Source organism: Niveispirillum fermenti, assembly GCF_052474395.1.
Genome location: NZ_CP156679.1, coordinates 117999 through 140255, shown reverse-complemented (window position 1 = coordinate 140255; position 22257 = coordinate 117999). Strand labels below are relative to the sequence as shown.

Annotated in this window: 20 protein-coding genes; 12 read left to right on the top strand and 8 right to left on the bottom strand. The window is 65.9% G+C overall.

Features of this window, described 5'->3' with window-relative positions; translation table 11 throughout:
* Window positions 1-112: 112 nt before the first annotated feature.
* The 3 genes from ABC728_RS05085 to ABC728_RS05075 all read right to left on the bottom strand — a co-directional run bounded on the left by ABC728_RS05085 (window position 113) and on the right by ABC728_RS05075 (window position 3857).
* Window positions 113-2407, bottom strand: coding sequence for a TonB-dependent receptor (locus ABC728_RS05085; protein WP_445376370.1), 2295 nt, complete (start codon window positions 2405-2407; stop codon window positions 113-115).
* 149 nt (window positions 2408-2556) lie between these two features.
* Window positions 2557-3372, bottom strand: coding sequence for a cupin domain-containing protein (locus ABC728_RS05080; protein ID WP_416620648.1), 816 nt, complete (start codon window positions 3370-3372; stop codon window positions 2557-2559).
* Window positions 3372-3857 carry a VOC family protein gene (locus ABC728_RS05075; protein WP_416620649.1) on the bottom strand — a complete coding sequence of 162 codons (486 nt, stop codon included), beginning with the start codon at window positions 3855-3857 and terminating at the stop codon, window positions 3372-3374. The genes ABC728_RS05080 and ABC728_RS05075 overlap by 1 nt, the downstream gene beginning before the upstream one ends.
* Window positions 3858-4106: 249 nt before the next feature.
* Here ABC728_RS05075 and ABC728_RS05070 point away from each other — a divergent pair, with 249 nt between their 5' ends.
* From ABC728_RS05070 to ABC728_RS05055, 4 genes are all read left to right on the top strand, one after another.
* Window positions 4107-5672, top strand: a complete 1566-nt coding sequence (locus ABC728_RS05070; RefSeq protein ID WP_416620650.1) for an alpha/beta hydrolase — start codon at window positions 4107-4109, stop codon at window positions 5670-5672.
* A 76-nt stretch (window positions 5673-5748) separates the two neighbouring features.
* The gene (locus tag ABC728_RS05065) at window positions 5749-6405 is read left to right on the top strand and encodes a hypothetical protein (protein ID WP_416620651.1); all 657 of its coding nucleotides are present in this window, start codon (window positions 5749-5751) and stop codon (window positions 6403-6405) included.
* 29 nt (window positions 6406-6434) lie between these two features.
* Window positions 6435-7157 (top strand): hypothetical protein, encoded by a 723-nt coding sequence (locus ABC728_RS05060; RefSeq protein WP_416620652.1) that lies wholly within the window; start codon window positions 6435-6437, stop codon window positions 7155-7157.
* Between the two features lie 89 nt (window positions 7158-7246).
* A complete protein-coding gene (locus ABC728_RS05055; protein WP_416620653.1) occupies window positions 7247-7906 on the top strand; it encodes a hypothetical protein in 660 nt (219 codons plus the stop codon).
* A gap of 85 nt (window positions 7907-7991) precedes the next feature.
* Here the strand turns inward: ABC728_RS05055 and ABC728_RS05050 are convergent, their stop codons facing one another.
* Window positions 7992-9623, bottom strand: a complete 1632-nt coding sequence (locus tag ABC728_RS05050; protein WP_416620654.1) for an FAD-binding oxidoreductase — start codon at window positions 9621-9623, stop codon at window positions 7992-7994.
* 148 nt (window positions 9624-9771) lie between these two features.
* Here ABC728_RS05050 and ABC728_RS05045 point away from each other — a divergent pair, with 148 nt between their 5' ends.
* The 8 genes from ABC728_RS05045 to ABC728_RS05010 all read left to right on the top strand — a co-directional run bounded on the left by ABC728_RS05045 (window position 9772) and on the right by ABC728_RS05010 (window position 18072).
* On the top strand, window positions 9772-11451 hold the full coding sequence (locus ABC728_RS05045; protein WP_416620655.1) for an alpha/beta fold hydrolase: 1680 nt from the start codon (window positions 9772-9774) through the stop codon (window positions 11449-11451).
* Between the two features lie 5 nt (window positions 11452-11456).
* Entirely contained in the window at window positions 11457-12374 is a 918-nt protein-coding gene (locus ABC728_RS05040; protein ID WP_416620656.1) for a VOC family protein, read from the top strand.
* The gene (locus ABC728_RS05035; protein WP_416620657.1) at window positions 12374-13645 is read left to right on the top strand and encodes an MFS transporter; all 1272 of its coding nucleotides are present in this window, start codon (window positions 12374-12376) and stop codon (window positions 13643-13645) included. The genes ABC728_RS05040 and ABC728_RS05035 overlap by 1 nt, the downstream gene beginning before the upstream one ends.
* Before the next feature lie 100 nt (window positions 13646-13745).
* Window positions 13746-14435 (top strand): isochorismatase family protein, encoded by a 690-nt coding sequence (locus ABC728_RS05030; RefSeq protein WP_416620658.1) that lies wholly within the window; start codon window positions 13746-13748, stop codon window positions 14433-14435.
* Window positions 14436-14487: 52 nt separating this feature from the next.
* Window positions 14488-15450: a polysaccharide deacetylase family protein gene (locus tag ABC728_RS05025; RefSeq protein WP_416620659.1), complete on the top strand. Its 963-nt coding sequence runs from the start codon at window positions 14488-14490 to the stop codon at window positions 15448-15450.
* Entirely contained in the window at window positions 15447-16370 is a 924-nt protein-coding gene (locus ABC728_RS05020; protein ID WP_416620660.1) for a polysaccharide deacetylase family protein, read from the top strand. Before ABC728_RS05025 ends, ABC728_RS05020 begins: the two co-directional genes overlap by 4 nt.
* An 88-nt stretch (window positions 16371-16458) precedes the next feature.
* A complete protein-coding gene (locus ABC728_RS05015; protein ID WP_416620661.1) occupies window positions 16459-17253 on the top strand; it encodes a GntR family transcriptional regulator in 795 nt (264 codons plus the stop codon).
* Between the two features lie 36 nt (window positions 17254-17289).
* Window positions 17290-18072, top strand: a complete 783-nt coding sequence (locus tag ABC728_RS05010; protein WP_416620662.1) for an enoyl-CoA hydratase-related protein — start codon at window positions 17290-17292, stop codon at window positions 18070-18072.
* A 205-nt stretch (window positions 18073-18277) separates the two neighbouring features.
* Here the strand turns inward: ABC728_RS05010 and ABC728_RS05005 are convergent, their stop codons facing one another.
* The 4 genes from ABC728_RS05005 to ABC728_RS04990 all read right to left on the bottom strand — a co-directional run bounded on the left by ABC728_RS05005 (window position 18278) and on the right by ABC728_RS04990 (window position 22256).
* Window positions 18278-18913 carry a TetR/AcrR family transcriptional regulator gene (locus ABC728_RS05005; RefSeq protein WP_416620663.1) on the bottom strand — a complete coding sequence of 212 codons (636 nt, stop codon included), beginning with the start codon at window positions 18911-18913 and terminating at the stop codon, window positions 18278-18280.
* Entirely contained in the window at window positions 18910-20001 is a 1092-nt protein-coding gene (locus ABC728_RS05000) for a glycoside hydrolase family 88/105 protein (protein WP_416620664.1), read from the bottom strand. The genes ABC728_RS05005 and ABC728_RS05000 overlap by 4 nt, the downstream gene beginning before the upstream one ends.
* 87 nt (window positions 20002-20088) lie before the next feature.
* Window positions 20089-21381 (bottom strand): ABC transporter substrate-binding protein, encoded by a 1293-nt coding sequence (locus tag ABC728_RS04995; protein WP_416620665.1) that lies wholly within the window; start codon window positions 21379-21381, stop codon window positions 20089-20091.
* On the bottom strand, window positions 21378-22256 hold the full coding sequence (locus tag ABC728_RS04990; RefSeq protein WP_445376411.1) for a carbohydrate ABC transporter permease: 879 nt from the start codon (window positions 22254-22256) through the stop codon (window positions 21378-21380). Before ABC728_RS04990 ends, ABC728_RS04995 begins: the two co-directional genes overlap by 4 nt.
* Window position 22257: the final 1 nt, after the last annotated feature.

The window sequence follows — 22257 nt, the reverse complement described above, 5'->3', positions numbered from 1 at the left end:
CCTGCTGATGTGGATGCCGGGGCCTGAAACCCGGTGACCGGTTGCGATCAGAAAAAGCCCCGCCAGCGACTGCCGGCGGGGCTTTCCTTTGGACCGTCGCCGGCCCCTGCGATCAGAACTTGCGGGTCAGCGTGCCGCGGATGCGGCGCGGCTCGCCATAATAGTACCCGTTAAACACCGACGTCAGGTACAGCTTGTCGGAGCAGTTCTTGCACTCCACGCCCAGGCGCCATGCCTCGTCATCGGACAGATAGCTGACGGACAGGTTGTAGAGCGTGTAGGACCGGGCGAACGTGTCCAACGCCGTCGGGGTCTGGGCCGACGGGGTGCTGTTGGACGCCGTGGTCCAGAAGCCACCCGTATGGTTGGCCTCGCCGGAGAAGGTCAGCGAACCGTGCAGCGCTTCCACCGGCACCGTATAGGTGGCACCCAGGGCCAACGACCGCTTGGGCAGGCGCGACAGCTCGTCGGTCGGGTCGATGGCGTTGACATAGGCACCCGTCGGGCTGACGAAGGACTGCGCCGCCGGGTTCACCCAGGTATATTTGCCATCCTGCAGGCCCAGCGTGGCGAAGACGTCAAGACCACGCGCCGGACGCACCGACAGCTCGAACTCCAGGCCCTTCACGCGGATGTCGCCGGCATTGTCCTGGGTGGACAGGGTGGTGCCGGGGATGGGGCCGGGTGTGGTGTAGGAAAGCTGGAGATTGTCCGTTTCGGCAATGAAGCCCGTGACATTGAAGCGGACCCGGCGATCGAACAGGTCGCTCTTCATGCCCGCCTCATAGGACCAGGCCGTTTCCGGCGACATGTCCTGGAAGGTTTCCGGCAGATAGGCGGTACGGCTGTTCCAGCCGCCCGACTTGTACCCGTTGGTCGCCGAGGCGAACAGCATGATATCCGGATCGACCTTGTAGTTCACACCGAACTTCGGCGTCACCTTGTTGGTTTCCAGCCGCGTGGCCATGCCGGCGGCCACGATGTCGGCCGTCGTCATCCCCCCATAGGAGGTCGGGCGCAGGTCCAGCTTCTTGACCTCGTTGGTGTAGCGCACGCCGGCAATGGCCGTCAGCGCATCCGTCAGGGCATAATCGAACTGGGCATAGGCGGCATAGGACGTGGTCTTGTTGCGGATGTCGCGCACGCTGGAATAGCCGGGCACGCCATTGCAGGTCATGTTGCCGTCGCCATAGAGACCGGCCGAGCAGGACAGGGAGGTGCCGAACACCTGGCCGGCCAGCGTGCTGTTATTCTCATAGAAATAATACAGGCCCGCCACGTAGCTCAGCCGGTCGCCGAAATTGCCGGCGGCCTTGAACTCCTGGCTGAACATGTCGTACCCGCCGGCATTGGTCAGGTAGAAGGGCAGCGGCACCGTGGTGCGCGACGCCGGCAGCGAGAAGTCCAGCACGAAGCTCTGATTGATGGTGCGATAGCCCGTGATGGACTCGATCGACACATCATCCAGGCGCCATTCGATATTGGCGGTCACGGCCGTCGTGTCGTAATCGGCACGCACGCCGCGGTTGGCCAGCGCATCCGCCACCTCGTCCGACGTGCCGCCCTTCGTGGAGCCGCGCAGGATCGTCTCGCGGTTGTCACGTGCGAAGGTGCGCAGATACAGGCCCTGGCCGTCCATATGCTCCAGCGCCACATCGACGGTCACATCGTCGTTGGGCAGGAAGCGCACGGCACCACGGGCACCCCAGTTGGTCAGCGAGTTGAGCCGCTCACCATTGGCGACATTGGTCACATAGCCCCTGTCATCGGTATAGAAGCCGGTGAACTTGGTCAGCACCTTCTCGCTGACGGGAACGTTCACGTCGCCGCGCAGCAGGATCTGATCATAGGAACCGTAGCTGGCCTGCATGAAGCCGCCAAATTCCTCGCTGGGCTTCTTCAGCTTTACCGAGATGGCGCCGCCCGTGGAATTGCGGCCGAAGGTGGTGCCCTGCGGACCACGCAGCACTTCCATCTGTTCAAGGTCGAAATAGCCGTAATTATTCGCGTTCTGACGCGGCAGCACGACATCGTCGACATAGGTGGACACGGCCGGATCGATGGTGGCGATCTGTTCGGTGGAGCCGAGGCCGCGGATGTAGTAGGTGTTGGCGCTGGCCACACCGGTATTGTTGGAACCATAAAGGTTCGGCACGGAGCGGACGAGATCCAGCGTGGAACTGATCTGACGGGTCTCCAGGTCGGCCGCCGTGAAGGCCGACACCGCCAGCGGCACGTCCTGCAGGCTCGCGGCGCGGCGGGTTGCCGTCACCACGATCTCTTCAAGCTGCAAACCGTCGCTCTGGGCCTGGGCCAGGGACGGAATGGCCAGCGCCAGCAGGGACAGCGATGCCCCCAGCTTCAACGCCGATTTCTTGCGCACGGAATTCGGGTTCGTAAAGGTCATGTCGCCAGCCTCCTGTTTGGGGTCCTTCAGCGGGAGGTTCATGCCGCCCGTCTCTTTGGAACACATTGATATAACAATATACCAAAAGGAAGGGCTTTTTTGATTAAGTCCGGACATATTTTTTCGGATACGGACTTAATTCTTTATTTTCAATATGTTGGCCGCGCGGCATGGGGCCGCCCCCAGGCTGCCGGCGCCCCTTCCGGCAACACCGGATCGAAGGCGGGGCGGTACTGGACGGGATGCCGCGCCTCGCTCCATTGTGTGCTGATTTTGTTGGCACCGGGGCTGCGCATCAGCATAAGGAAGCCGAATTCCGACACGTGCAGCCCATGCCAGATACCCGGCGGACGGTAGAAATAGGCGCCGTCACGCATGACACCCTGCGGTGATTTCATCTCGCCCTGGATCAGGAACATCTCCTCCCCATGGGGGTGGCGTTCCAGCGGCAGGTCGGGCGTGGAAGGAAACCCGTGCGGCAGGCCTGCCAGCAGGAAGGTGCGCCCGCTGTCACCCGGCCCCAGCCGCAGCACCTTGCGGGCATTGTGCATATGGCGCAGTTGCGGATCGTAAGTCGATACGTCCCAGGGCAGAGCCAGGCAATCCAACAGGATGGCGGGATCATCCTGGCCGGCGGGCACCGGCCGCGCCTCGCCGATCTCCAGCACAAGGGCGCCCGCGCTGGTCTGCCAGGTCAGGGCCGGGGTGCCCGCGGGCCGGTAGCCATAGGCATGCGCACCTAACACACGCCCGTCGATGGCGATCTCCCCGTCCAGAACATAAAATTCCAGCGACAGGCCGGCACGGGGCTGTGGCGCGCGGCCGCTACCGGCCGGATAGCGGCGCAGGACGGTGCCGTCGCCATTGTCCGGATCGATATTCAGCCGTTTCACGGCCGTGCCGTCGCCCGCGTCCTGCCACTCGACCGACTGCGACTGCACGAATTCCACGTGCGGGCGGGCCATCAGACCGCCACCGGCTGCGTGCGGTCCTGTTCGGCCGGGTCGCGTTCGACCAGGTTGATCAGGAACCCGTCAGGATCACGCAGACAAACCTCCATCTGCTGGCGATGCGGCATATTGAACAGGGTGGCATCGGGCGCCCAGCTTGCACCGGCGGCACGGCAGGCCTCGATGGCCGGGGTGATGGGCTTGGCATAGATCACCAGCGCCACCTCGCCGATGCGCGGCGGACCATCGGACAGGGGCAGCGCCTCGGGCACGGGGTCCGTCACCTCGAACAGGCCCACCATGCCGAAATTCGGGCCACCGGCCCGCTTCAGGATGCAGCAACGCACCTTGCTGGTCGGCGGAATGGCCAAGACGACGGCCGATGACGGGCCATCCAGCGGCCCTTCGAAGTAAACGGCATCGAAGCCCAGGGCGCGATAGAACCGGACCGACCGGTCCAGGTCGCGCACGAACAGGGCGGCACGGATAAGCGCGGACAATTGGTGGGCCACCGAACCCCTCCTTTTCTCATGGAACGGGGAAGGACAAAGCCACGCCTGCATATTTTCGTATGCAAGCCATCGCATATCGCCGCGATCCCCGCAAGTGGGCAAGCGGTCGCTTCGATGAGGCTATTCCCCTGTCCATTGATATGTGTTTAGATCATTTCAGAGAGTGCGCCCGCTTGCAACATGCAATCTGCCCCCCCCGCGCGCCGATCCCCCGCCCTTGCCGCCGGAGTATTCCGCTTGTCCGCACCCATCGCGCAAACCCGCCATTTTGTGGAAATCGACGGGCGTGTCGTCCATTACCGCCGCTGGGGCCAGGGGCCGGCCATCCTGGCGCTGCACGGATCGCCGCAGGCGTCGCGTACCCTGGTGCCGTTCGCAGAAGAAATGGCAGCCCGTGGCTTCTGCGTCATCGCGCCCGATACGCCGGGCAACGGGCTGTCCACACCGCTGTCCGCGCCATTGCCGGACAGTGCCGCCTATGCCGCCGCCCTGGCCGGTTTCGCTGATGCGCTGGGCTTGGGCCGAATCGGGCTTTACGGGTTCCACACCGGCGCCACCATCGCCTGTGCCTTCGCCGCCCTGTTCCCCGACCGGGTTTCCGGCGTGCTGTTCGACGGGCTGCCCTGCTGGACGGCAGAGGAACGGGCAGATTGCCTGGCCCATTATCTGCCGCCGCTGCTGCCCGCCTGGGACGGCACGCATATGTGCTGGGTCTGGTCGCGCATGGAAGAACAGGTGATCTTCTTCCCCTGGCACCGGGCCCTGCCCTCTGCCCGCATGGATTCCGACCTGTCCACACCGGCCCATCTGCACGCCAATGCCATGGACCTGCTGGAAGCCGGGGACGCCTATCGCAACACCTATCGCGCTGCCTTCACCTTCCGGCCGGACCATTGGCTGCCGCAGGTCACGGCGGATCATCTGATCCTGGTGACACGATCGGATGTGCTGCTGGACCATCTTTCGCGGCCCGGACTGGCCGGGGTGCCGGCCCGCACCGTGCCCGACGCCGCAGCCTTGCGCTTGGCCGCCGTGGATTGGCTGGCAGAGCGGCCGGGAGACAACGCACCCGCTGCACCGCCGGCCACCATCCGCGGGTTCCTGGACACGACCAGCGGCCCGCTGGCCTGGCGGGGCCGGCTGACGGGGAGCGGCCGGCCCCTGGTGCTGCTGCACAGGGCCGGCGGCCATGGCGGCGATTTCGATGCGGCCATCGCGCAGGCGGGCGGACCGGTCATTGCCTTCGACCTGCCCGGCCACGGGGAAAGCACGGGCCACCCCATGCCGGACAGTCTGGCCGGGCTGGCCACACGGCTGGCCGAGGGCATCCGCGCGGCCGGGTTCAACCGGCCGCTGGTGGCAGGGCGCGGTATCGGCGGGCTTCTGGCCCTGCATCTGGCAGCGGACGGTGTGGCAGACAGGGCCGTAACCCTGGGTGACGATCCCCTGCCCGATCCCGCGCAGGCGGCCCCCTCACTGGCCCCGGAATGGGATGGGGCGCATCTGGTCCGGGCGTTCCGCATCGCACGGCGCGAACGGCTGTTCCGGCCCTGGCATGATGGCAGGCAGGCCCATGCCATCCGCCCCCCGGCCGACCTGGAACCGGCGGACATCCAGCGCCGCGCGCTTTGCCTGCTGAAGGCCGGGCCGCACTGGACACAGGCCGTGGCGCTGGAAGCCGCGGCCGATGTCATGGCCCTGCGATCGCGCGTGGGGGAGCGGCACCGGCATCTGGCCGACGCCGTGCTGGATGGCGGCGGCACTGTTCCCGGCTGGCTGCCCGGGCTTCTGGCACTACGCTGAGAGGAGGCGCTGAGATTTGGGGGTTCCACAACTTAGCTTAATGATATATTTCTAGGTCAATAATAAGGGAGCTTCCATGGCCGAGACACTGTTCACCCTGCTGCATCTGCTGATCCTGGTCTATTGGCTGGGCGGCGATCTGGGTGCCTTCTATTCCTCCTCCATCCTCACCGATGCCAAGGCAACACCGCCCCAGCGGGCGACGGCGCTGCGCATCCTGATGGCGGTCGACATGGCGCCGCGCACGGCGCTGATCCTGGCCCTGCCCACGGGTTTGACGCTGGGTGTGGTCAAGGGCTGGCTGCCCGACCTGGGCCTGCCGGCACTGCTGGCCGTCTGGGCCGTGGGGCTGGTCTGGCTCGCCCTGGCCTGGGCCGTCCACATGAACCATGGCAAGCAGCCCTGGCAGCGCCAGGCGGATCTGGTGATCCGCTGGGCCGCCCTGCTGGGCTGTGCCGGCTTTGGCCTGGCCGGCATGGCCGGCCTGTTGTTCCTGCCGCATTTCATCGCCGCCAAGCTGCTGATCCTGGCCACCGCGATTTCGCTGGGCCTGCTGATCCGGCTGCTGCTGCGGCCCCTGATGGCACCGTTCGGCCAGATGATGGCCGGCGGTGCCACGCCGGAGACCGATGCCGCCATCAAGGGCGTCCTGGCGCGCACACGCCCCGTCGTGATGCTGCTGTGGCTGCTGCTGCTGATGGCGGCCCTGCTCGGTCTTGGCACCCCGACCTGACCTTTCCCAACCAACAGGAGTTTACAGGCATGCAGCACCGCACCATCCGCGGCCATATCCGCTACACCTCGCGCAAGCCGGACCGTGTTGGCCAGGAACGGGGCCGTGAATATTTCACCATGACCCGCCACACCGACGGCAAGCTGACCATCCGCGCCCAGTGCGAGATCGAGGAGCCGGCGCCCACCGTGCTGCGCGACGTGATCTATTCGCTGGACGAGAATGACCGGCCGATGGATTGCCATGTGCGGCTGACCATCGGCGACAAGTTCATGGGCACCGGCTGGTTCCGGATGAGCCCGGGCCTGATCGAATGCGAAAGCTTCGGCCCCACCATCGGCCGCGTGTCGCAGAAGGTCGAGGTGGATGGTCACTATGACGGGTTCGGCACGCATCCCATCATCGGCGATGCCTACATGACCCGCTGCATGGACCTGTCGCGCGGGCCGCACAAGCGGGAGATCCGCGCCTTCCTGCCGTCGCCGGACCATCGCGGCGCCACCCCGCCGCTGATCGCCGAAAGCCGGCTCTACCTTGAATATGTCGGGGACGAGACGGTGACGGTGGAAGCAGGCACCTTCGAATGCCGGCATTTCCGCTTTTCCGACGAGGATGGCGGCATGGTCACGGCCCATGGCGCCCACCCTGTGTATGAGGTGTGGGTGACCAAGGACGAGGACAGCATCTTCGTCAAGGGCGGCGTCGCCGGTTACATGATGACCTGGTACGAGTTGGTCAGCCTGGAGCGCTGATCGTAAGCGACAGGAAGAAGATGGGGGTCCGGGAATAACCGGGCCCCTTTTTCAATTCCGCCCGGTGCATAGGAGGAGGGGGAATATCCATGCCCACCGACTGGCTGCTGCCCATCCATATCGCCGTGCTGGGTTACTGGCTCGGCGCCGAACTCGTCATCAACAGCACCTTCCGCTATGTCTGCTCCCAGCCGGGCATTCCGATGCAGGAGCGCAACAGGCTGATGGACCATGTGATGACGGTGGACCAGCATGTGCGCTATGCCCTGGTCCTGCAGGCCAGCCTGGGGCCGGCTATCGCCATATTCTACGGTTATGCACCCGGCGGCGCGGCGGTGGCCTATGGCTTTCTGGCCATGGGCGCGCTGTGGCTGGGCTTCGTGGAACTGGTCCACCGCCGCCGCCATGGCGGCGGCGGCCGGGTGCTGGCCGCCATCGATCGCGGCTCGCGCTATCTGCTGATCGTGCTGCTGCTGGCCGTTGCGCTGGGGCTGATCGGGTCGGGCTGGCCGCTGCCAGGCTGGCTGCGGCTGAAAATGGCGCTGTTCGCCGGCGTCGTGATGTGCGGCGTGGGCATCCGGCTGGCCCTGATCGACCTGTTCGGCACCTGGCGCACCATGATGACCGATGGCAGCAACGCCGCACGCGAACAGGCCGTCCGCCGGGCCGCCTGGCGCGGGACGGCCGTTGTCGGCCTGCTCTGGGTATTCATCGCCGCCATCTTCGTGGTCAGCGTCTGGAAACCCTGACGGTCGCAAACCCATCAAATGCGATAAAGGGGACCGGGTGTCACCGCCGGCCCCCCTTATGCTGTCCGTCAGGCCGATTCCCGGGCTAAAGCCCCAGCACACCCGGATTGACGCGGCGTTCCGGGTCCAGCACCTGCTTGATCCCGCGCAGCAGGTCGACGGACGCCGCATCCCGGCTTTCCAGATAGGGATAGGTGCGGCCGACCTGCAGGTGTCCCACACCTTCACGCAGGAACAGCGCCAGCAGGCGCTGGCGCGCCTTTTCCACCACGGCCGCGGCCGCGGCGTTGGGCGGATAGCTGGGCAGCTTGGCCATGTGCGGCTTTTCCACATAGGCATGATGGATCGGCATCATTGCATCGGGCCAATAGAAGGTCGGTTCGATCACCAGCGCGTTGGTCGACAGCGACGAGAACAGGAAGGCGTTCTCCACCCCATGCGCATCCAGTTCGGCGCGCATGTCATCGAACGCCGCCTCGATCGCCTTGAAAATGGCATGCGCGCGCGACAGGGGCGCCAGGCAATGGATGGGCACCCACCGCTCGCCATTGGGACCGACCATGGAATTCAGCGCCACGAAGGGCTGGGCGCGCATGACCTTGGGGATGGTGTTCTCCACCTCTTCCCCGTGGTAGCGGGCGGCGATGCGCCGGGCTTCTGCCACATCATCGGCCACACCGGCCGCCGAACGGCCCTCGCACACGATATGCAGGGCAAAGTCACCGTCATCGATGAAGTTGCGGCCGGCCAGGGCGACCTTGGCCGCTTCCTTCATGCCCTTCAGGAACGAGCCCTGCTTGCCCACCACATTCTTCAGCGCACCCAGATCGGCCGACAGTGATGCGCGCTTCAGCCGGATACGGGTCAGACGGGGATCGAAGCCGCACAGTTCACATGCGATGCCGGCCCGCGTCATCTCCGTCATGGCCGCGAACATATCGGTATCGGCCTTGAAGGAGAAGGAGACATAGGCCTCATGCTTGGGCGCACGGATCAACCGCAGCGTCACCTCTGCCTTGATGGCCAGCGCGCCGCAATCACCCGCGAACAGGCCCGTCACATCGGGGCCATAGAACCGGTAGAAGGGGCTGTCACCATCGGACCCGCGGGCGCCGGTACGCAGGATGCGGCCATCAGCCAGCACCAGCGACAGCGCCACGACGCTTTCGCCCGTGGTGCCGTGATGGCCGGCACCGAAAAAGGCGTTGCCCTGCGACAACCCGCCGCCGATGGTGGAGACCAGCCCCGACAACGCACCCCAGAACGGCGTGCGCAGGCCCAGCGGCGCCAGCGCCTCGTACAGTGTGTTCCAGGTGCAGCCGGCCTGCACCGTCACCACCATATCGTCGGCGCGGATATCCAGCACCTTGTCCATGCGCGAAAGGTCCAGCACGACGCTGCGGGCCGATGCCGGGATATAGCCCTTCGTGTAGCTCATGCCGCCGCCGCGCGGCGCACAGGCAAAGCCGGCCTCGTGCGCCGCCTTGACCACGGCCGACAGCTCCTGCGTCGTGGCCGGGGCGGCGACCAGCGCGGCCGGGGCCGGGGCGGCAGCATAGATATCCTGCGAGAACAGATCGCGATGGCTGTCGTCCCGATGGACATGGCCGTCACCGACGATGGCCGCCAGCCGGGCAGCCAAAGCCGTCACCAGATCCGCGTCGGGAATGTCGGCCGGCACCGTCGCGGCACCGGTTTGGGAGGAATTTGTCTGCATGTTCCCGGTCCTTTGCCGAAGCAGTCGTTCGCTTGTGCGTTTTATATTGATCTATTCGTATATCAATATACCATCAAGGGGCAAGAACATGATGCGGCGGCAAACGCCGGTTTGATGGCAGGTGGGCGAACGGGACTGGGAGAAGAGTGTGTCTGACCCGCGCATAAGTAAAGCCTATGTCGCCGTGGGCGACGGCCAGGTGCATTATCGCCGGGCCGGATCGGGGCCCCCAATCGTGCTGCTGCATGACAGTCCACGTTCGTCCCTGCTGCATCTGGACCTGATGGCGTCGCTGTGTGACCGCTATACCGTCTATGCGCTGGACACGCCGGGCTATGGGCTTTCCACGCCGCTTCCGACCGGCGGACGGGAACTGGAGATCGCCGATTTCGCCGATGCCCTGGCCGAAACGGTGGCGGCCCTGGGACTGGAGAAGGCGGGCTTCTACGGCTTCCACACCAGTTCCAAGATCCTGCTGGACTTCACCGTCCGCCATCCGGACCGGGTGGCGGTGGCCCTGCTGGACGGGCTGTCCATCGCACCGGGAGGCAAGCCCGACGGCGCCTTCATCGACGCCTATATGCGTCCCTTCGACATCGATGCCGATGGCGCCTGGCTGGCACGGGAATGGACGCGGGTGCGCGACACGATGCGCTGGTTCCCCTGGTTCGCACCCGTGCCACGCAGCCGTATGCCCATCGCCCAGCCCGATATCGGCGACATCCATGACTACTTCCTGGACTATGCCCTGGCCGGGCCACATTACGCGGGCGCCTACCGCGCCGCCATGTGGCATCAGCCGCTGGACAATGTGTCGCGCCTGACCGTACCGACGCAGGTGATGGCGCGGGCCGACGACGTGCTGTTCGGCTGCCTGGACCTGTTGCCCGATCCCGGTCCCGAATGCCTGTCGGTGGCGCGCCTGTCCGCCGACCGCGCAGCGTGGAAGGCCCATATCGGCACCATGTTCGACCGGCATCGCGGCGCAATGGCCGTGGGGCCGGCCCCGTTGCCGCCGCAACGGTCGGGCGCCGGTTATATCGATCTTGCCCACGGGCAGATGCGCATACTGGTCCAGCCCGGCCGGGGCCGGCCGGTCCTGTGCCTGCACGACCTGCCTGGCGGCGCCACAGCGGAAGCCGACCTGCACCGCGCCCTGTCAGCCGGCGGCCGGCCGGTGCTGGCCCCTGACCTGCCCGGATGTGGCGCGTCCGACCCGCTACCCGCGGCCAGCCGCAAGACGTTGGGCCGGGTGGTGGCCGAGGCCGTAGCCGCCCTGGGTTACGGGGAATTCGATCTGGTGGCCACGGGCCTGTCCGTGCCACTGGGCCTGGAGATGCTGGCCACCGGCCTGCCGATCCGCCGCGCCGTGCTGGACGGCATGCCGCTGCTGGACGCCGCCGCACGTGAGGCCATGCTGGATTATCTGGCCGCCCCGCTGGTGCCCGACCGGGCCGGCGGCCATCTGCACCGCGCGTTCCACGCGCTGCGCGACGCCGCCGCTTCCTTCCCGGCGCAGGATGGCTCCATCCCGGCCGTGCGCAGCGACAGCGCAATCCTGCGACCGCAATTGCTTTACCGGCGCGTGATGGACATGCTGATGCAGCCCCGGCACCAGGGCGATATGCTGCGCGCCGCCTTCGCCGACGATGCCGGGTCGCTGCTGTCGGCCGTGACGGTGCCCGTGCTGTTGCCGGCGGTCACCGGTGACCCGCTCTACCGTGCGGTCGATGGGGCGGCCCGCCGGCTGTCGCAGGCTACCCGGATGGACCGCGACCCCGACCCGGCGGCCCGTGGCGCCGCCTTCCTTGGCTTCCTGGACGGATGAAACAGATGACGACCCAAGTTTTCGATCGCCACGGCCGGATCAAATGCGGCACGGTCGCCACCCCCGCCTTCGACGCCACGCTGGCCGATTACCGGGACCTGCTGGGGCTGGAACTGCTTGAGCAGGGCACCGTGCCGGCCGACCTGGCGGCAGGCTGGGGGGCGCCCGCCGTGGCCGGCGCCCGTACCGCCCTGCTGCGCCCGGCCAGCGGCAACGGCTGCCACTACCGGCTGGTGGAGGTGGAGCCCACCCCTGATTACAAGCCGGCCCGCAGCTTCGGCTGGGTGGCCTTCGAGATTACAGTCGAAGACGTCTTCGACCTGCACAAGAAGGTGGCGGGCGAAAGCTTCACGGTCATCGGCCCGCCCAAGCATGTGGAAGGCTTCACGAATTTCATCCCCATGCAGGTCGTGGGGCGCAGCGGCGAAATCCTGTATCTGAACCAGGTGCTGAAATCGATGAGCGACCTGGACCTGCCGATGGCACAATCGGTGGTCGATGTCATCTTCATCGCCATCCTGGCATCCGCCGACCGGCAGGCGTCCATCGATTTCCAGGTAGGCAGGCTGGGCTTCGCGGAGGGCGGGACCTACAATATCCCCTACAGCGTCATCAACAATGCGTTCGGCCTGCCCGCCGAGAACCGCACCACCATTTCCATGACCAAGGTGGAAAGGCTGCCCGTGACGGAGATCGATCAATATCCCGCCGGCACCATTGTCCGCCCCCGGCCCGCCGGCGGTCTGCCGCCCGGCAATGCCCTGATCTCCTTCAATGTCGACGATCTGGATCGGATCGACCTGCCTTTCCTGACGCCGCCCCAGGCACGGCCGGGTCCGCTTTATGACGGGCGCCGCAGCGCGACGGTGCAGGGGCCGGACGGCGAGCTTTATGAACTGATCGAAACCGGAAAGGGCCAGTGATGAGCGTGAACGCCAAGGGTTCTCCCGCACCCGCCACGGCACCGGAACCGGAGAAGGGCGAGTTCGCCCGCAACTGGACCGTGCTTCTGGCAGCTTTGCTGGGCACGATGTGTGGGGCGTCACCCCTGCCCTACAACACGATCGGCTCGTTCCTGAAGCCGCTGACCGAGGAATTCGGCTGGAATGTCGGCGACATCCAGGTCGGCATCCTGATGTATGGCCTGACGGGCTGCATCATGGCGCCCATCGTCGGCGGGCTGGCCGACCGGTATGGCACGCGGCGCGTCGGCCTGCTGGCACTGGCCGGCTTCGGTCTGGCCTTTGCCGCCACGGGCCTGACCAGTTCGCTGTTCATGTTCTACACCATGTATTTCCTGATCGGGCTGCTGGGCATCGGGTCGACACCCGTCACCTGGTCGCGGGCCATCAACCTTTCGTTCGTCCGCCATCGCGGGCTGGCGCTGGGGATCATGCTGGTGGGCACAGGCATCGCCGCCTTCATCCTGCCCAGCCTGACGGTCTTTCTGATCGAACGGTTCGGCTGGCGTCTGGCCTATGGCTTCATCGCATTGCTGCCGCTGCTGATCGCCTTTCCCGCCGTCTATGCCTTCATCCGCGAGCCGGCCGCCGGCAGCGCCGGTCACGCGGCGGCCGCGGCCCGCACGGGCCTGCCGCTGAACCAGGTGCTGCGCGACCGCCGCTTCTGGATCATGATCCTGTCCTTCCTGCTGGTATCGCTGGCCTATGGCGGCTTCCACACCAACCTGCAGAACATGATCCGCCTGAAGGGGTTCAGCGACGGGACGGGCGCCCTGGTCGCGGGCTGCGTCGGGCTTTCCATCATTGTCGGGCGCATCGGGACGGGCTTCCTGGTCGACCGGTTCTGGGCGCCCATGGTGGCCCTGCCGCTGCTGACCCTGCCCGCCTTCGCCTGCATGATCTTCATGAGCGAGGCAGCACCGCTGGCCCTGATCATCCTGGCCGCCATCATGCTGGGCTGTGCCGCGGGTGCAGAAACCGACCTGATCGCCTACCTGTCCGGGCGCTATTTCGGCATGGCCTATTACGGCCGCATCTACGGCATGCTCTATGCCGCCTTCGCGGCCGGTTCCTCCTTCTCCCCGCCGCTTTACGGCTATGTCTATGCAACGTCGGGCAGCTATTCACCCGTGCTGATCGCCGCGGCGGTGATGTTCGTGGCGGGCGGGGTGCTGCTGCTGGCGCTTGGCCGCTATCCCGCCAGCTTCCCGGAAGCGGCCGCCAAGGCCTGATCCGGTCCGTCGGGGGGCGGATTTCGCTGTTGCCGGCCAGGTCCGCTTCCCATAATAATGATATAAACTTATATCAATCAACAGCGAGAGAGACGGTCCGATGCGGTTCGAGCCCACCATGGTCCGGGAAGAGAAGACGGCCCGCGAACTGTACGAGCAGGTGAAGGCCAATCCGGCCCGCGCGAAGTTCGGCTTCGGCAGCCGGCTGGCCATCGTCAATGTCGATTTCCAGCAGGCCTATACGCGGCCGGACCTGTTTCCCAAGACCTCCTATGTCACCGATCCCGATCAGATCGCGCATGTGAACAGGATCAGTGCGGCGGCCCGTGCCCTGGGCATGCCCGTCATCTGGACCCGTGTGGCGTACAAGCCGGACGCCGGCGATGCGGGGGTGTGGGGGACGCGCACCAACACGCCCGACAGCCTGCAGAACATCAAGTATGACAGCGACCGCCACGCCTTCGACCCGCGTTGCGTGATCGATGAGGCGGTGGATCTGGTCTATAGCAAGCGCATGCCCTCGGCCTTCTTCGAAAGCCCACTGGCCAGCTATCTGGTGTGGCATAAGGTGGACACGGTGGTCGTGACGGGCGGCAGCACGTCGGGCTGCGTGCGCGCCACGGCGGTGGACAGCCTGTCCCATGGCTATCGCACCATCGTTCCCGAGGAATGCGTGGCCGACAAGCATGAGAGCTACCATTACGCCAACCTGACCGACCTTCTGCTGAAATATGCCGACGTTGTCAGCGTGGCGGAGGTCGAGGCGCATCTGGCGTCGCTCGGGGCATAGGACCGGCCCGCCATCCCAGTCCAGAGCCCCCTTCCAAACCAGGATCAAACCCATGCATCGCGATCCCAACCTGTATGATTTCTGGCCCTATCGCGACCGGCCGAAGATCGCCTGGCCGGGCGACAAGAAGGTGGCCTTCTGGGTGGCCCCCAATATCGAGTTCTATGAGTTCGATCCGCCCCCCAACCCGTCGCGCAAGCCCTGGGGCCGGCCGCACCCCGACATCGTGCCCTATTCGGCGCGCGACTGGGGCAACCGGGTGGGGCATTGGCGGCTGATGGAGGTGATGGACGAGTTCGAGGTGCGCGGCAGCATCAGCCTGTCGGTCGCCATGCTGGACCACCATCCGGAAATCATCCAGGCCTGCGTGGACCGCGACTGGGAGTTCTTCAGCCACGGCATCTACAACACGCGCTATTCCTACAACATGACGGAGGCGCAGGAACGCGCCGTGCTGGAAGACAGCATCAAATCCGTCATGGACGCCACGGGCCAGCGCATCCGCGGCTATCTGGCCCCGGCCCTGACCCATACCGAGCGCACGCTGGACCTGCTGGCGGAATACGAGTTCTGGTATAGCTGCGACCTGTTCCAGGACGACCAGCCACAGCCGCTGAAGGTGAAGGGCCCGAACCGCCTGATCTCCATGCCCTACAGCCTGGAGGTCAACGACGTCATCACCTATGGCGTCTACAACCAGAGCCCGCGCGCCTATGCCGATGCGCTGATGCGCCATTTCGACCAGCTGCTGGAGGAAGGGGCGGAGACCGGCACCGTCATGTGCATTCCGCTGCACGCCTATCTGGTCGGCCATCCGCACCGCATCGGGCCGTTCCGCGAGGCCTTGCGCTACATCACCTCGCACCGCGACGATGTCTGGGTGACGACGGCGAAGGAGATCGCCGCGTTCTATCGCGACAACCATTACGACCAGTCGCTGGCCGACATCGCCCGCCGCGGCAATGCCCGGCCCGGCACCGGTTTCGATCCCGGCCTGCTGAGGACCGCACGATGAGCAGCCTGCCCGACAGCTACCTGACCTATCCCCGGCGCCATGCCGGCCCGGACCATGACCATTATCCGGCATCGCCCGTGCGCGACCGCGCGCCCGTCACCCTGCCCGACGGCGCGGGGCTGGGCCTGTGGGTCGTGGTGCCGCTGGAATTCTTCCCGCTCAACCCGTCGGGCCAGCCCTTCAAGGCGCCGGGCGCCATGCAGACGCCCTATCCCGACCTGCGCCATTACACCACGCGCGATTATGGCAACCGCGTCGGTGCCTATCGCCTGCTGAAGCTGTTCGGCAGGCTGGGACTGCGGGCCACCTTCGCCGTGCAGGGCGCGGTGGCGGAACGCTATCCGGGCCTGGTGCAGGATGTGCTGGCCGATGGGCACGATATCTGTGCCCATGGCTGGGACACCGACAGCCTGCATCATTCCGGCCTGGCGGCGGATGTGGAGACGGGTTACATCACCCGCACGCTGGACGCCATCCAGGCCGCCGGCGCCCCCCGCCCCGACGGCTGGCTGAGCCCGGCCCGGGCCGAGGGTTTCCAGACCCCGGCCCGGCTGGCGGCGGCCGGCATCCGCTGGTTCGCTGATTGGGCGCATGACGAACTGCCGACCCGGTTCCGCACCGACGGGGGCGATCTGGCGGCCCTGCCCCTGTCGAACGAACTGGACGACTGGCAAATCCTGATCACCTATGGCCGGCCGGAGCATGAATGGGCAACCCAGGTTTCCGATGCCGCCGACTGGCTGTCGGCAGAGGCGGAAAGGCTGAAAAGCCCGCGGGTGCTGACGCTGGTGGTGCGCCCCTATGTCAGCGGCCTGCCTTATCGGGTCCGGGCGCTGGGTGACAGCCTGAAGGGTGTGCTGGACCGTCCGGGCGCGCGCGCCATCGGTCCGTCGGACCTGCTGCGCGCCCTATCGGCCTGATCTTCGGCAACGGCGTTCTTGTGCAAAGGCCCCAAGATGCCGATAAAGCTGTGGCAGTGACCTTTTCGCACAACCCGGACGGAGATCCATGGACCAGCCCATCAGCGCCGCAGGCTTGAGCCCGGACCAACTGGATCATACGGCCCCGACCCCGCTCTACCACCAGATATTCCTGGTGCTGCGGGAGAAGATTCGCAGCGGGGAGTTCCCCGCCAACGCCGTGATGCCGGGCGAACAGGAACTGGCGAAGCTGTTCGATGTGTCCCGCATCACGGTGAAGCGGGCGCTGAACGAACTGGCGGCCCATGACCTGGTCAGCCGGCATCGCGGTCGCGGCACCGTGGTGACGGCATCGGCCACGCTGCCGCAGGTCCATGGCAGTTTCGACAACCTGATCGACAGCCTGAAGACGCTGGGCCTTGAAACCCAGGTGGAAGTGCTGGAGGTCGTCGAACTGCCAGCCCCGCCGGCCGTCGCCAGCCTGCTGGACCTGGAGCCGGGCACGCCCGTGCAGCGGGCGCTGCGCCTGCGCAAATTGTCGGGCGAGCCGTTCAGCTATCTGATCCAGTACATGCCGCTGGACATCGCCACGCGCATCACGCGCGCGGAGATGGAGACGGTGCCCACCCTGGTGCTGCTGGAACAGAAGGGCGTGCTGGTGCATGAGGCGGAGCAATGGATCACGGCCGTCGCCGCCGATCCGCCCGTGGCGGCGGCCCTGGATCTGGCCACCGGCTCGCCGGTGCTGAAGATCGAGCGCGTGATGCGCGACAAGAAGGACCGGGCCGTGCAGTTGATCCATGGCCATTACCGGCCCGACCGGTTCAAGTACCATATGCGATCCAACCGCAAGGGCGCCGGAAGCTGGCGCGCCGACGGCTGACGCCGTCCCCTTTCCTGCCGGGAGGCACCGTTTTCCATGTCCGACAAAGTGATCCTGCGCCGTGACGCGGGCGGCATCGGCCGCCTGATCCTGAACCAGCCGGCCAAACGCAACGCCCTTTCGCAGGAGATGTGGCGGCTGGTGCCCGTGCGGCTGGCCGAGGCGGCAGCCGATCCCGCCATCCGCGTGCTGATTGTCCAGGGGGCGAACGGCACGTTCGCGGCCGGGGCCGACATCTCGGAATTCGAGGCCGCCTATGAGACGCGGGAAAGCACGGCCGATTATGCAAGCGACATCGCCGGGGCCATGGACGGGCTGGCCGGCTTCATCAAGCCCACCATCGCCCTGATCCAGGGGGCCTGTGTGGGTGGCGGGCTGGGGCTGGCGCTGGCCTGCGACCTGCGCTTCGCCGCCGACAATGCCCGCATGGGCATCACGCCGGGCAAGCTGGGTCTGGTCTATCCGTTGGGCGACACCCGGCGGCTGGTTCAGACGGTGGGCCCCAGCCACGCCAAGGACCTGCTATATACCGGCCGCCTGCTGGGGGCGGCCGAGGCGCTGTCCATGGGGCTGGTCAACCGCGTGGAGGCGGCCGACGCCCTGGAGGCGGCCGTGCTGGACTATGCCGCCCAGGTGACAGCCGCCAGCCAATATTCGGCCCGCGCCACCAAGCGCATGATCGCCCGTGTCCTGGCCGGACAGGGGACCGACACGCCGGAGACGGTGGCCGAATTCCTGGACGCCATCGAGGGGCCCGACTTCATCGAAGGACGTGACGCCTTCCGCGACAAGCGCAAGCCGGCCTTTCCCTTCGGCTGATACGTATCTGCGTCGATCAGGACCGACGGTCCTGATCGACACGCCGGGCGCCGCCATCCGGCGGCTCACGCGCACATGGGCGCGCGGGCGCTCGACGCGCCAAACAAGTCGCGATGAGTCCAACTCACCGCAACTTGGCATGACATCCCCTCTCGTACAGGTTCCCGGTAAGCAGACCTGTCCGGGAACTCGCACGGCAGCAGCATCAGCGCCCGACAGCGCGAACGAACATTTCCGCCAGATGCGGGGTGATGGCCGTCCCGTCGTCAGGCGCCATCCAGCCCAGCACGGCATTGCCCTGCAGCGCCGCCACCAGTTGCAGCAGCGCCCAGCGCACCCGGTCCGGCGCGATCCGCCCCGCACCACCATCCATGACGCGCAATGCCTCGGCCACCTGCGCCGACAGATGTTCCGTCGCTTGGGTGAAGCGCCGCCGCACCGCCGGGTCGGGACATTGCAGCACGGCACGATAGAGATTGCGGTCGGCGCGGTAGAGATGCAGCAGATAGTCGGCCAGGGCCTGTGCGAAGGCGGACAGGGACCGGCCCCGCCAGCGGTCCGGCGCCAGAAAGGCGGCGATGCCATCCGCCACCTCTGCCGCGTGCAGTTCGAACAGCACGCCCGTGAACGTGTCCTTGTCCTTGAACCGGGCATAGATGGATGGCGGGGAACAGCCGGCCAGGCTGGCCACCTCCTCGATCCGGATGGCATCCATGTCCTTGTATTGCAAAAGCTTGCGAACCGCCCCCACGATGCGGCGCATGGTGGTTTCCGCACGCGGCTGACGCGGCATGCGCACACCATGCACAGTTCCCAGCGGGGCCAGTTCGATCAGGGTCATGGGCGGCGCACCCCTTCCGACAGCGCCATCATCAAGGCCCCCACCCCCTTCGGGTCATTGGGGATGAGCCGCTCCGACAGGTAATATTCATAGGAACCGTCGCGATAAGGGGTGTTGCCCAGCCCCGCCACACCGCAAATGCCGCCCAGCTCAGTGTGTGAGAGATAGCCGTCGATCACGGTCCGCAACGCCACCTCGCCCGCCTGTCCCTGGTCGGCCGGCAGAACACCCAGCCGCACCCCGGCCATCAGGGCATAGGCGATCATCAGGCTGGCCGAGCTCTCCTCGTAATTGCCGGCATCGCCGCCGCGGTCCAGCACCTGCCACCACAGGCCGCGCGGGCTGCGCACGGCCATCAGCGCCCGTGCCGTATCCTGGAACAGGCCGATCAGGGCGGCCCGGGCCGGCCCGTCGAAGGGGGCGGACAGTTCGATACAGTCGGCCAGGGCCATCATGAACCAGCCCATGGCCCGGCCCCAGAAGTTTGGGGAACAGCCGGTCCGCGGATCGGCCCATCTCTCCTGCCGGCTTTCGTCCCAGCCGTGATAATAGAGCCCTGTGCGCGCATCGCGCAGATGATCGCGCACCGACAGGAACTGGTTGACTACATCCTCCCACGCTGCGCGGTCCCCCGTGGCGACGGCCTGCGCCGTAACCAGCGGCTGGGCCATGTAGAGACCATCCAGCCAGACCTGCCAGGGATAGATGTTCTTGTGCCAGTAATTGCCGGATTTCGTGCGCGGATGGGTCCGCAACTGCGCCATCTGGGTGGCGATGGCCCGGCGGAACCTTTCCTCGCCCGTGCGTTCGTAAAGTGGGAAGAAGATCTTCCCCGACTTTACATTGTCGATATTGTACTCGCCGATGTCGAACCCGGTGATGGTCCCGTCCTCCAGCACCCTCGGGCCAACCTTGTCCAGGACGAAATCGGAGAATTCCGACCGGCCGGTAGCGTCCCCCAGGTCCAGGCACCCCTCAAAGATACAGCCATCCTCGTAATTCCAGGCCGGCTTGTAGAAGTCCCACTCCGCCAGGTAATGGCGCAGGAAGGGCAGGACATGGGAACCGAAGCGGTTGAAATCATTCATGATGGGTCCAGTCGGATCAGGCGCTCGGGGTTCGCGAGCGGGAACGGGTATGGATGCGGGAAAGGCATCCGGACGCAGATGTCAGGCTCACCGGATCACCCGGCGCAGGATGCCGTTGATCTCCTGCTCCATGGCCTCCCCCGCTTCTTCGGGGGTGAGAACGCCATAGCCCAACTTTTCCAGGATGTCGTTGAAACCGTCGCGCACGCGCGCATGCTCGTAATAGCCGGAAAGCTGGATGCCCCGCGGCAGGCTTTCGATCTGGTCCTGCCCCTGCAGGGCCAGCCCCTCCAACTGTCCGTCCGCTTCCAGGATGTCGCGTGCCGCCGCGCTGGCCGGCACGCCGCGACGCGCGCCCAGGATCAGCACACCCTCGGGATCGTTCAGCAGGAATTGCAGCAGCAGGGCCGCTTCCCGCGGATGGTTCGTATCCTTGTTGATGGCATACATCATGGCCGGCTTGTACAGCAGGCCGGGATCGGCGGCACCCGGCAGGGTCAGATAGGGAGCCAGCACCATCTTCTGGCCGGGCTCCAGCGTCTCCACATATTTTCCGACGGCGCTGGTCCATTGGTAGGTGCCGGCATAGCGCCCCGTGATCCAGGGCCGCGTCTCCTGAAGCTGGACATGGCCGAAGCTGGCCCGCTCCCGCGCCGACGGGACGACATGGTTATCCACCAGTTCCTGATAAAGCCGGGCCGCTGCCGTCAGCGTCTCCCGGTCGGCCAGCAGGCGCTTGTTCTCCTCATCGATGAAAGGCGCCTGGCGCTTCTGGCTGATCCAGGTATAGAGCAGAGCGACCGTATCCTGGAAATTCATGTCCAGCGGGTAGTAATCAGGCCCCAGACGGTCACGGAACACCGGACCCGCCGCCATCAGCGCATCCCAACTGTCGGGCACGGGCAGGCCCGCCCTGGCGAAGGTCGTCTCGTTGAACCAGAACAGGCGCGCGGTCATGTTGGGTGGCAACCCGTTCAGATGGCCATGAACGGACGACATGGCGATGGCATCGGCGTCGAACTGCTTCAGGTCGATGATGTCGGCCACCCGGTTGAGATCGTAGAAACCCTGGCCATCACGGGAAAACAGCTTCAGCCAGTTCCAGTTGACCATCATGATGTCGGGTGCCGTGCCGCCGGCGATCTGGGTGGTCAGCCGTTCCAGATGACCGACCCAGCCCGTATATTCGGCCCGCACCCGGATGTGGGGATGACGCTGCTCGAACGCTTCCAGCGCCCGCAACTGCGCCCGGTGGACATCATTGCCGCCCCACCAGGACATGCGCAGATGCACCACCTCCTGCGCCGGGGCCGGTCGGACCGACACCACCAGTACGGCCAGGACCACCAGCAGCAGCGGTATGAAAGACAGCCTTCTCATCCCTTCACCGCCCCCGACGTGATGCCTTCCACGAAATAGCGCTGGGCCAGGAAGAACACGACCAGCGACGGCAGCAATGCTATGGTCGACATGGCCAGCACCTGGTTCCAGGCCGTAGCCTCCGTCACGTCGATGGCCATCTTCAGGGCCAGCGCGACGGGATATTTCTCCACCGATGACAGGTAGATCAACGGATAGAGGAAATCGTTCAGGCTCCACATGAACTGGAACAGCGCGACGGAGATGATGGCCGGCATCAGGATGGGCACCACCACGTGCCACAGCACCTGGATGGAATTGCAGCCGTCGATGACGGCCGCCTCCTCCATGTCGGGGGGGATGGAGCGCAGGAACTGCACCACCATGAAGACGAAGAATCCTTCCGTCGCAAAGGCGCAGGGAACATAGAGCGGCAGGTAGGTGTCCAGCCAGCCGAACTGCCGGAACATCAGATATTGCGGGATCAGCAGCACGCTCTTTGGCAACAGGATGGTCGCCACCATCAGCGCGAACCAGAATTGCTTGCCCGGCATCCTGAACCGCGCGAAGCCATAGGCAACCAGCACGGAGGAGACGACCGTCAGCACCACCTTGGGAATGATGAAGGCGAAGCTGTTGAACAGGTATGTGGCGAAGCTGTATTCGGTGCCGGTACGCCAGCCCTGGATGATGCCGTCCAGCGTCGGTTCCCGCGGCCATAGCCCGATGGAACCGAAAATCTCGTGGTTCGGCTTGAAACTGGCGGCCACCATCCAGAACAGCGGATAGAGCATGACGAGCCCGACAACGATCAGCACGCCATAGCGGACGGCGGCGTTGAGCCGTCCAAGCCAGGCGACATCGCTGCGCGGGGCGGCAGGGGTGGAAACGGCCATG

Bases quoted from the DNA above. Each gene is read 5' to 3' on its own strand.
- ABC728_RS05085 (WP_445376370.1), bottom strand. From the start codon at position 2,407: ATGACCTTTACGAACCCGAATTCCGTGCGCAAGAAATCGGCGTTGAAG.
- ABC728_RS05080 (WP_416620648.1), bottom strand. From the start codon at position 3,372: ATGGCCCGCCCGCACGTGGAATTCGTGCAGTCGCAGTCGGTCGAGTGG.
- ABC728_RS05065 (WP_416620651.1), top strand. From the start codon at position 5,749: ATGGCCGAGACACTGTTCACCCTGCTGCATCTGCTGATCCTGGTCTAT.
- ABC728_RS05060 (WP_416620652.1), top strand. From the start codon at position 6,435: ATGCAGCACCGCACCATCCGCGGCCATATCCGCTACACCTCGCGCAAG.
- ABC728_RS05055 (WP_416620653.1), top strand. From the start codon at position 7,247: ATGCCCACCGACTGGCTGCTGCCCATCCATATCGCCGTGCTGGGTTAC.
- ABC728_RS05050 (WP_416620654.1), bottom strand. From the start codon at position 9,623: ATGCAGACAAATTCCTCCCAAACCGGTGCCGCGACGGTGCCGGCCGAC.
- ABC728_RS05040 (WP_416620656.1), top strand. From the start codon at position 11,457: ATGACGACCCAAGTTTTCGATCGCCACGGCCGGATCAAATGCGGCACG.
- ABC728_RS05035 (WP_416620657.1), top strand. From the start codon at position 12,374: ATGAGCGTGAACGCCAAGGGTTCTCCCGCACCCGCCACGGCACCGGAA.
- ABC728_RS05030 (WP_416620658.1), top strand. From the start codon at position 13,746: ATGCGGTTCGAGCCCACCATGGTCCGGGAAGAGAAGACGGCCCGCGAA.
- ABC728_RS05025 (WP_416620659.1), top strand. From the start codon at position 14,488: ATGCATCGCGATCCCAACCTGTATGATTTCTGGCCCTATCGCGACCGG.
- ABC728_RS05020 (WP_416620660.1), top strand. From the start codon at position 15,447: ATGAGCAGCCTGCCCGACAGCTACCTGACCTATCCCCGGCGCCATGCC.
- ABC728_RS05015 (WP_416620661.1), top strand. From the start codon at position 16,459: ATGGACCAGCCCATCAGCGCCGCAGGCTTGAGCCCGGACCAACTGGAT.
- ABC728_RS05010 (WP_416620662.1), top strand. From the start codon at position 17,290: ATGTCCGACAAAGTGATCCTGCGCCGTGACGCGGGCGGCATCGGCCGC.
- ABC728_RS05005 (WP_416620663.1), bottom strand. From the start codon at position 18,913: ATGACCCTGATCGAACTGGCCCCGCTGGGAACTGTGCATGGTGTGCGC.
- ABC728_RS05000 (WP_416620664.1), bottom strand. From the start codon at position 20,001: ATGAATGATTTCAACCGCTTCGGTTCCCATGTCCTGCCCTTCCTGCGC.
- ABC728_RS04995 (WP_416620665.1), bottom strand. From the start codon at position 21,381: ATGAGAAGGCTGTCTTTCATACCGCTGCTGCTGGTGGTCCTGGCCGTA.
- ABC728_RS04990 (WP_445376411.1), bottom strand. From the start codon at position 22,256: ATGGCCGTTTCCACCCCTGCCGCCCCGCGCAGCGATGTCGCCTGGCTT.